6 protein-coding genes and 2 pseudogenes are annotated in these 7,274 nt (G+C 49.4%); 5 read left to right on the forward strand and 3 right to left on the reverse strand.

Features of this window, described 5'->3' with window-relative positions:
- The coding region (locus BHE85_RS07890) for an IS1 family transposase (protein WP_047664789.1) at positions 1-165 on the reverse strand (165 nt) is incomplete at its 3' end.
- A 247-nt stretch (positions 166-412) separates the two neighbouring features.
- Here BHE85_RS07890 and dnaK point away from each other — a divergent pair.
- The gene (dnaK, locus tag BHE85_RS07895; RefSeq protein ID WP_000516135.1) at positions 413-2,329 is read left to right on the forward strand and encodes a molecular chaperone DnaK; all 1,917 of its coding nucleotides are present in this window, start codon (positions 413-415) and stop codon (positions 2,327-2,329) included.
- 88 nt (positions 2,330-2,417) lie between these two features.
- The gene (dnaJ, locus tag BHE85_RS07900; RefSeq protein WP_001118467.1) at positions 2,418-3,548 is read left to right on the forward strand and encodes a molecular chaperone DnaJ; all 1,131 of its coding nucleotides are present in this window, start codon (positions 2,418-2,420) and stop codon (positions 3,546-3,548) included.
- Positions 3,549-3,650: 102 nt separating this feature from the next.
- Here the strand turns inward: dnaJ and mokC are convergent, their stop codons facing one another.
- Positions 3,651-3,803, reverse strand: coding sequence for a type I toxin-antitoxin system toxin MokC (gene mokC, locus BHE85_RS07905; RefSeq protein WP_000809168.1), 153 nt, complete (start codon positions 3,801-3,803; stop codon positions 3,651-3,653).
- 585 nt (positions 3,804-4,388) lie between these two features.
- Between mokC and nhaA the strand changes: the two are divergent.
- A pseudogene (nhaA, locus tag BHE85_RS07910) lies at positions 4,389-5,554 on the forward strand (Na+/H+ antiporter NhaA).
- Between the two features lie 65 nt (positions 5,555-5,619).
- Complete coding sequence (nhaR, locus tag BHE85_RS07915) at positions 5,620-6,519, forward strand: transcriptional activator NhaR (protein ID WP_001300855.1); 900 nt, start codon at positions 5,620-5,622, stop codon at positions 6,517-6,519.
- Between the two features lie 37 nt (positions 6,520-6,556).
- Here nhaR and BHE85_RS07920 read toward each other — a convergent pair.
- Positions 6,557-7,030 (reverse strand): annotated as a pseudogene (locus BHE85_RS07920) (fimbrial family protein); the annotation flags it as partial.
- A gap of 55 nt (positions 7,031-7,085) precedes the next feature.
- Here BHE85_RS07920 and BHE85_RS07925 point away from each other — a divergent pair.
- Positions 7,086-7,274 (forward strand): IS1 family transposase (locus BHE85_RS07925; protein WP_047204290.1); only part of this gene is annotated, 189 nt, incomplete at its 3' end.

The following is a 7,274-nucleotide window of genomic DNA, read 5'->3' on the forward strand; positions in this document are numbered from 1 at the left end:
TTTCTGGTGCGTACCGGGCTGAGAGGCGGTGTAAGTGAACTGTAGTTGCCATGTTTTACGGCAATGAGAGCAGAGATAGCGCTGATGTCCGGCAGTGCTTTTGCCGTTACGCACCACGCCTTCAGTAGCGGAGCAGGAAGGACATCTGATGGAAATGGAAGCCACGCAAGCACCTTAAAATCACCATCATACACTAAATCAGTAAGTTGGCAGCATTACCGAAATTTCTGCGCAAAAGCACAAAAAATTTTTGCATCTCCCCCTTGATGACGTGGGTTACGACCCCATTTAGTAGTCAACCGCAGTGAGTGAGTCTGCAAAAAAATGAAATTGGGCAGTTGAAACCAGACATTTCGCCCCTATTACAGACTCACAACCACATGATGACCGAATATATAGTGGAGACGTTTAGATGGGTAAAATAATTGGTATCGACCTGGGTACTACCAACTCTTGTGTAGCGATTATGGATGGCACCACTCCTCGCGTGCTGGAGAACGCCGAAGGCGATCGCACCACGCCTTCTATTATTGCCTATACCCAGGATGGTGAAACTCTGGTTGGTCAGCCGGCTAAACGTCAGGCAGTGACGAACCCGCAAAACACCCTGTTTGCGATTAAACGCCTGATTGGCCGCCGCTTCCAGGACGAAGAAGTACAGCGTGATGTTTCCATCATGCCGTTCAAAATTATTGCTGCTGATAACGGCGACGCATGGGTCGAAGTTAAAGGCCAGAAAATGGCACCGCCGCAGATTTCTGCTGAAGTGCTGAAAAAAATGAAGAAAACCGCTGAAGATTACTTGGGTGAACCGGTAACTGAAGCTGTTATCACCGTACCGGCATACTTTAACGATGCTCAGCGTCAGGCAACCAAAGACGCAGGCCGTATCGCTGGTCTGGAAGTAAAACGTATCATCAACGAACCGACCGCAGCTGCGCTGGCTTACGGTCTGGACAAAGGTACTGGCAACCGTACTATCGCGGTTTATGACCTGGGGGGTGGTACTTTCGATATTTCTATTATCGAAATCGACGAAGTTGATGGCGAAAAAACCTTCGAAGTTCTGGCTACCAACGGTGATACCCACCTGGGTGGTGAAGACTTCGACAGCCGTCTGATCAACTACCTGGTTGAAGAATTCAAGAAAGATCAGGGCATTGACCTGCGCAACGATCCGCTGGCAATGCAGCGCCTGAAAGAAGCGGCAGAAAAAGCGAAAATCGAACTGTCTTCCGCTCAGCAGACCGACGTTAACCTGCCGTACATCACTGCAGATGCGACCGGTCCGAAACACATGAACATCAAAGTGACTCGTGCGAAACTGGAAAGCTTGGTTGAAGATCTGGTAAACCGTTCCATTGAGCCGCTGAAAGTTGCACTGCAGGACGCTGGCCTGTCCGTATCTGATATCGACGACGTTATCCTCGTTGGTGGTCAGACTCGTATGCCAATGGTTCAGAAGAAAGTTGCTGAGTTCTTTGGTAAAGAGCCGCGTAAAGACGTTAACCCGGACGAAGCTGTAGCAATCGGTGCTGCTGTTCAGGGTGGTGTTCTGACTGGTGACGTGAAAGACGTACTGCTGCTGGACGTTACCCCGCTGTCTCTGGGTATCGAAACCATGGGCGGTGTGATGACGACGCTGATCGCGAAAAACACCACTATCCCGACCAAGCACAGCCAGGTGTTCTCTACCGCTGAAGACAACCAGTCTGCGGTAACCATCCATGTGCTGCAGGGTGAACGTAAACGTGCGGCTGATAACAAATCTCTGGGTCAGTTCAACCTGGATGGTATCAACCCGGCACCGCGCGGCATGCCGCAGATCGAAGTTACCTTCGATATCGATGCTGACGGTATCCTGCACGTTTCCGCGAAAGATAAAAACAGCGGTAAAGAGCAGAAGATCACCATCAAGGCTTCTTCTGGTCTGAACGAAGATGAAATCCAGAAAATGGTACGCGACGCAGAAGCTAACGCCGAAGCTGACCGTAAGTTTGAAGAGCTGGTACAGACTCGCAACCAGGGCGACCATCTGCTGCACAGCACCCGTAAGCAGGTTGAAGAAGCAGGCGACAAACTGCCGGCTGACGACAAAACTGCTATCGAGTCTGCACTGACTGCACTGGAAACTGCTCTGAAAGGTGAAGACAAAGCCGCTATCGAAGCGAAAATGCAGGAGCTGGCACAGGTTTCCCAGAAACTGATGGAAATCGCCCAGCAGCAACATGCCCAGCAGCAGACTGCCGGTGCTGATGCTTCTGCAAACAACGCGAAAGATGACGATGTTGTCGACGCTGAATTTGAAGAAGTCAAAGACAAAAAATAATCGCCCTATAAACGGGTAATTATACTGACACGGGCGAAGGGGAATTTCCTCTCCGCCCGTGCATTCATCTAGGGGCAATTTAAAAAAGATGGCTAAGCAAGATTATTACGAGATTTTAGGCGTTTCCAAAACAGCGGAAGAGCGTGAAATCAAAAAGGCCTACAAACGCCTGGCCATGAAATACCACCCGGACCGTAACCAGGGTGACAAAGAGGCCGAGGCGAAATTTAAAGAGATCAAGGAAGCTTATGAAGTTCTGACCGACTCGCAAAAACGTGCGGCATACGATCAGTATGGTCATGCTGCGTTTGAGCAAGGCGGCATGGGCGGCGGCGGTTTTGGCGGCGGCGCAGACTTCAGCGATATTTTTGGTGACGTTTTCGGCGATATTTTTGGCGGCGGACGTGGTCGTCAACGTGCGGCGCGCGGTGCTGATTTACGCTATAACATGGAGCTCACCCTCGAAGAAGCTGTACGTGGCGTGACCAAAGAGATCCGCATTCCGACTCTGGAAGAGTGTGACGTTTGCCACGGTAGCGGTGCAAAACCAGGTACACAGCCGCAGACCTGTCCGACCTGTCATGGTTCTGGTCAGGTGCAGATGCGTCAGGGTTTCTTTGCCGTGCAGCAGACCTGTCCACACTGTCAGGGCCGCGGTACGCTGATCAAAGATCCGTGCAACAAATGTCATGGTCATGGTCGTGTTGAGCGCAGCAAAACGCTGTCCGTTAAAATCCCGGCAGGGGTGGACACTGGAGACCGCATCCGTCTTGCGGGCGAAGGTGAAGCGGGCCAGCATGGCGCACCGGCAGGCGATCTGTACGTTCAGGTTCAGGTTAAACAGCACCCGATTTTCGAGCGTGAAGGCAACAACCTGTATTGCGAAGTCCCGATCAACTTCGCTATGGCGGCGCTGGGTGGCGAAATCGAAGTACCGACCCTTGATGGTCGCGTCAAACTGAAAGTGCCTGGCGAAACCCAGACCGGTAAGCTTTTCCGTATGCGCGGTAAAGGCGTCAAGTCTGTCCGCGGTGGCGCACAGGGTGATTTGCTGTGCCGCGTTGTCGTCGAAACACCGGTAGGCCTGAACGAGAAGCAGAAACAGCTGCTGCAAGAGCTGCAAGAAAGCTTCGGTGGCCCAACCGGCGAGCACAACAGCCCGCGCTCAAAGAGCTTCTTTGATGGTGTGAAGAAGTTTTTTGACGACCTGACCCGCTAACCTCCCCAAAAGCTGCCCGTGGGCAGGCCTGGGTAAAAATAGGGTGCGTTGAAGATATGCGAGCACCTGTAAAGTGGCGGGGATCACTCCCCGCCGTTGCTCTTACTCGGATTCGTAAGCCGTGAAAACAGCAACCTCCGTCTGGCCAGTTCGGATGTGAACCTCACAGAGGTCTTTTCTCGTTACCAGCGCCGCCACTACGGCGGTGATACAGATGACGATCAGGGCGACAATCATCGCCTTATGCTGCTTCATTGCTCTCTTCTCCTTGACCTTACGGTCAGTAAGAGGCACTCTACATGTGTTCAGCATATAGGGGGCCTCGGGTTGATGGTAAAATATCACTCGGGGCTTTTCTCTATCTGCCGTTCAGCTAATGCCTGAGACAGACAGCCTCAAGCACCCGCCGCTATTATATCGCTCTCTTTAACCCATTTTGTTTTATCGATTCTAATCCTGAAGACGCCTCGCATTTTTGTGGCGTAATTTTTTAATGATTTAATTATTTAACTTTAATTTATCTCTTTATCGCAATTATTGACGACAAGCTGGATTATTTTTGAAATATTGTCCTAACAAATAACGCCGACTGACAAGAAATTAATTATTACTTTTCCTAATTAATCCCTCAGAAATCCTCACCTTAAGCTATGATTATCTGAGCTTAGGGTCACTCGTCAGCGCTTACAGCCGTCAAAAACTCATCTCACCGCTGATGGCGAAAATTCTACAAAGGCTCGTAAAAAACGAATTATTCCTACACTATAATCTGATTTTAACGATGATTCGTGCGGGGTAAAATAGTAAAAACGATTTATTCACCTGAAAGAGAAATAAAAAGTGAAACATCTGCATCGATTCTTTAGCAGTGATGCCTCGGGAGGCATTATTCTTATCATTGCCGCTATCCTGGCGATGATGATGGCCAACAGCGGCGCAACCAGTGGATGGTATCACGACTTTCTGGAGACGCCGGTTCAGCTCCGGGTTGGTTCACTCGAAATCAACAAAAACATGCTGTTATGGATAAATGACGCGCTGATGGCGGTATTTTTCCTGTTAGTCGGTCTGGAAGTTAAACGTGAACTGATGCAAGGATCGCTAGCCAGCTTACGCCAGGCCGCATTTCCAGTTATCGCCGCTATTGGTGGGATGATTGTGCCGGCATTACTCTATCTGGCCTTTAACTATGCCGATCCGATTACCCGCGAAGGGTGGGCGATCCCGGCGGCTACTGACATTGCCTTTGCACTTGGAGTGCTGGCGCTGTTGGGAAGTCGTGTTCCGTTAGCACTGAAGATCTTTTTGATGGCTCTGGCTATTATCGACGATCTTGGGGCCATCATTATCATCGCATTGTTCTACACTAATGACTTATCGATGGCCTCTCTTGGCGTCGCGGCTGTAGCAATTGCGGTACTCGCGGTATTGAATCTGTGTGGTGTACGCCGCACGGGCGTCTATATTCTGGTTGGCGTAGTGTTGTGGACTGCGGTGTTGAAATCGGGGGTTCACGCAACCTTGGCGGGGGTAATTGTCGGCTTCTTTATTCCTTTGAAAGAGAAGCATGGGCGTTCTCCAGCGAAGCGACTGGAGCATGTGTTACACCCGTGGGTGGCGTATCTGATTTTGCCGCTGTTTGCATTTGCTAATGCTGGCGTTTCACTGCAAGGCGTCACGCTGGATGGCTTGACCTCCATTCTGCCATTGGGGATCATCGCTGGCTTGCTGATTGGCAAACCGCTGGGGATTAGTCTGTTCTGCTGGTTGCGCTGCGTTTGAAACTGGCGCATCTGCCTGAGGGAACGACTTATCAGCAAATTATGGCGGTGGGGATCCTGTGCGGTATCGGTTTTACTATGTCTATCTTTATTGCCAGCCTGGCCTTTGGTAGCGTAGATCCAGAACTGATTAACTGGGCGAAACTCGGTATCCTGGTCGGTTCTATCTCTTCGGCGGTAATTGGATACAGCTGGTTACGCGTTCGTTTGCGTCCATCAGTGTGACAGGACGGTTTACCGGGGAGCCATAAACGGCTCCCTTTTCATTGTTATCAGGGAGAGAAATGAGCATGTCTCATATCAATTACAACCACTTGTATTACTTCTGGCATGTCTATAAAGAAGGTTCCGTGGTTGGCGCAGCGGAGGCGCTTTATTTAACTCCACAAACCATTACCGGACAGATCCGGGCTCTGGAAGAGCGCCTGCAAGGCAAATTATTTAAGCGCAAGGGACGTGGTCTCGAACCCAGCGAGCTGGGAGAACTGGTCTATCGCTATGCCGATAAAATGTTCACCTTAAGCCAGGAAATGCTGGATATTGTGAACTATCGCAAAGAATCCAATTTATTGTTTGACGTTGGCGTGGCTGATGCACTTTCCAAACGCCTGGTCAGTAGCGTGCTGAATGCTGCAGTGGTAGAAGGCGAGCCGATTCATCTTCGCTGCTTCGAATCCACCCACGAAATGCTACTGGAGCAATTAAGCCAGCATAAACTGGATATGATCATTTCCGACTGTCCGATAGACTCTACGCAGCAGGAAGGCCTGTTCTCCGTGAGAATTGGCGAATGTGGCGTGAGTTTCTGGTGTACAAATCCACCACCAGAAAAACCGTTCCCGGCTTGTCTGGAAGAACGGCGACTTTTGATTCCTGGGCGACGTTCAATGTTAGGGCGCAAATTGCTTAACTGGTTTAACTCCCAGGGATTAAACGTAGAAATCCTCGGCGAGTTTGATGATGCCGCGTTGATGAAAGCTTTTGGTGCAATGCACAATGCAATCTTCGTTGCCCCAACGCTTTATGCATATGACTTTTATGCCGATAAAACTGTCGTAGAAATTGGTCGCGTCGAGAATGTGATGGAAGAGTACCATGCTATTTTTGCTGAGCGGATGATTCAGCACCCGGCGGTACAGCGAATCTGCAATACGGATTATTCTGCGCTTTTTAGTCCAGCGGCGCGTTAATCGGCAGCTCCCCCAAAGTTAAAGTGGAGGAGATAGATTAGTTGTACATAACCACGATTTTGACTCGGCTCATTATTTGCCCGCTTGAGACATTATTTCCATATGTACGCGGGCGAATAAATAGAGGAATCTGATTACTTCCTTCATGGGGATGCTGAAAAGAGTAGTAATTGCTTTTACCATACTGGATTTCATTCGTACCATCATTGGAGAGTTGAAAGCCTACTTGACCCGCACCGTCCTCACTGTTTTCTAACTCATTTTTTAATATGCTGGTTCCTGACTCCTGTATCGTCACTGGTTCAAAGTAATATTCAACATCACTGGGTTCAAAAACTAATTCACCTTGCTCGCCCTGGATGCAGTCAAATCTTATATGATGAAACTGATAATTTTCATTATTGATACGAGACAGTACAAATCGTCCAGTGTCGATGGATTGATCTTCAAAACCACAGGTCATTAAATTTACCAGTAAAATAGTATTTAAATTATAATTAAAGCGGACGCTGGTAATGCTGCCAACTTACTGATTTAGTGTATGATGGTGATTTTAAGGTGCTTGCGTGGCTTCCATTTCCATCAGATGTCCTTCCTGCTCAGCTACTGAAGGCGTGGTGCGTAACGGCAAAAGCACTGCCGGACATCAGCGCTATCTCTGCTCTCATTGCCGTAAAACATGGCAACTACAGTTCACTTACACCGCCTCTCAGCCCGGTACGCACCAGAAAATCATTGATATGGCCATGAATGGC

This window comes from Shigella sp. FC1567 (assembly GCF_001743015.1).
GTDB classification, from domain to species: domain Bacteria; phylum Pseudomonadota; class Gammaproteobacteria; order Enterobacterales; family Enterobacteriaceae; genus Escherichia; species Escherichia coli.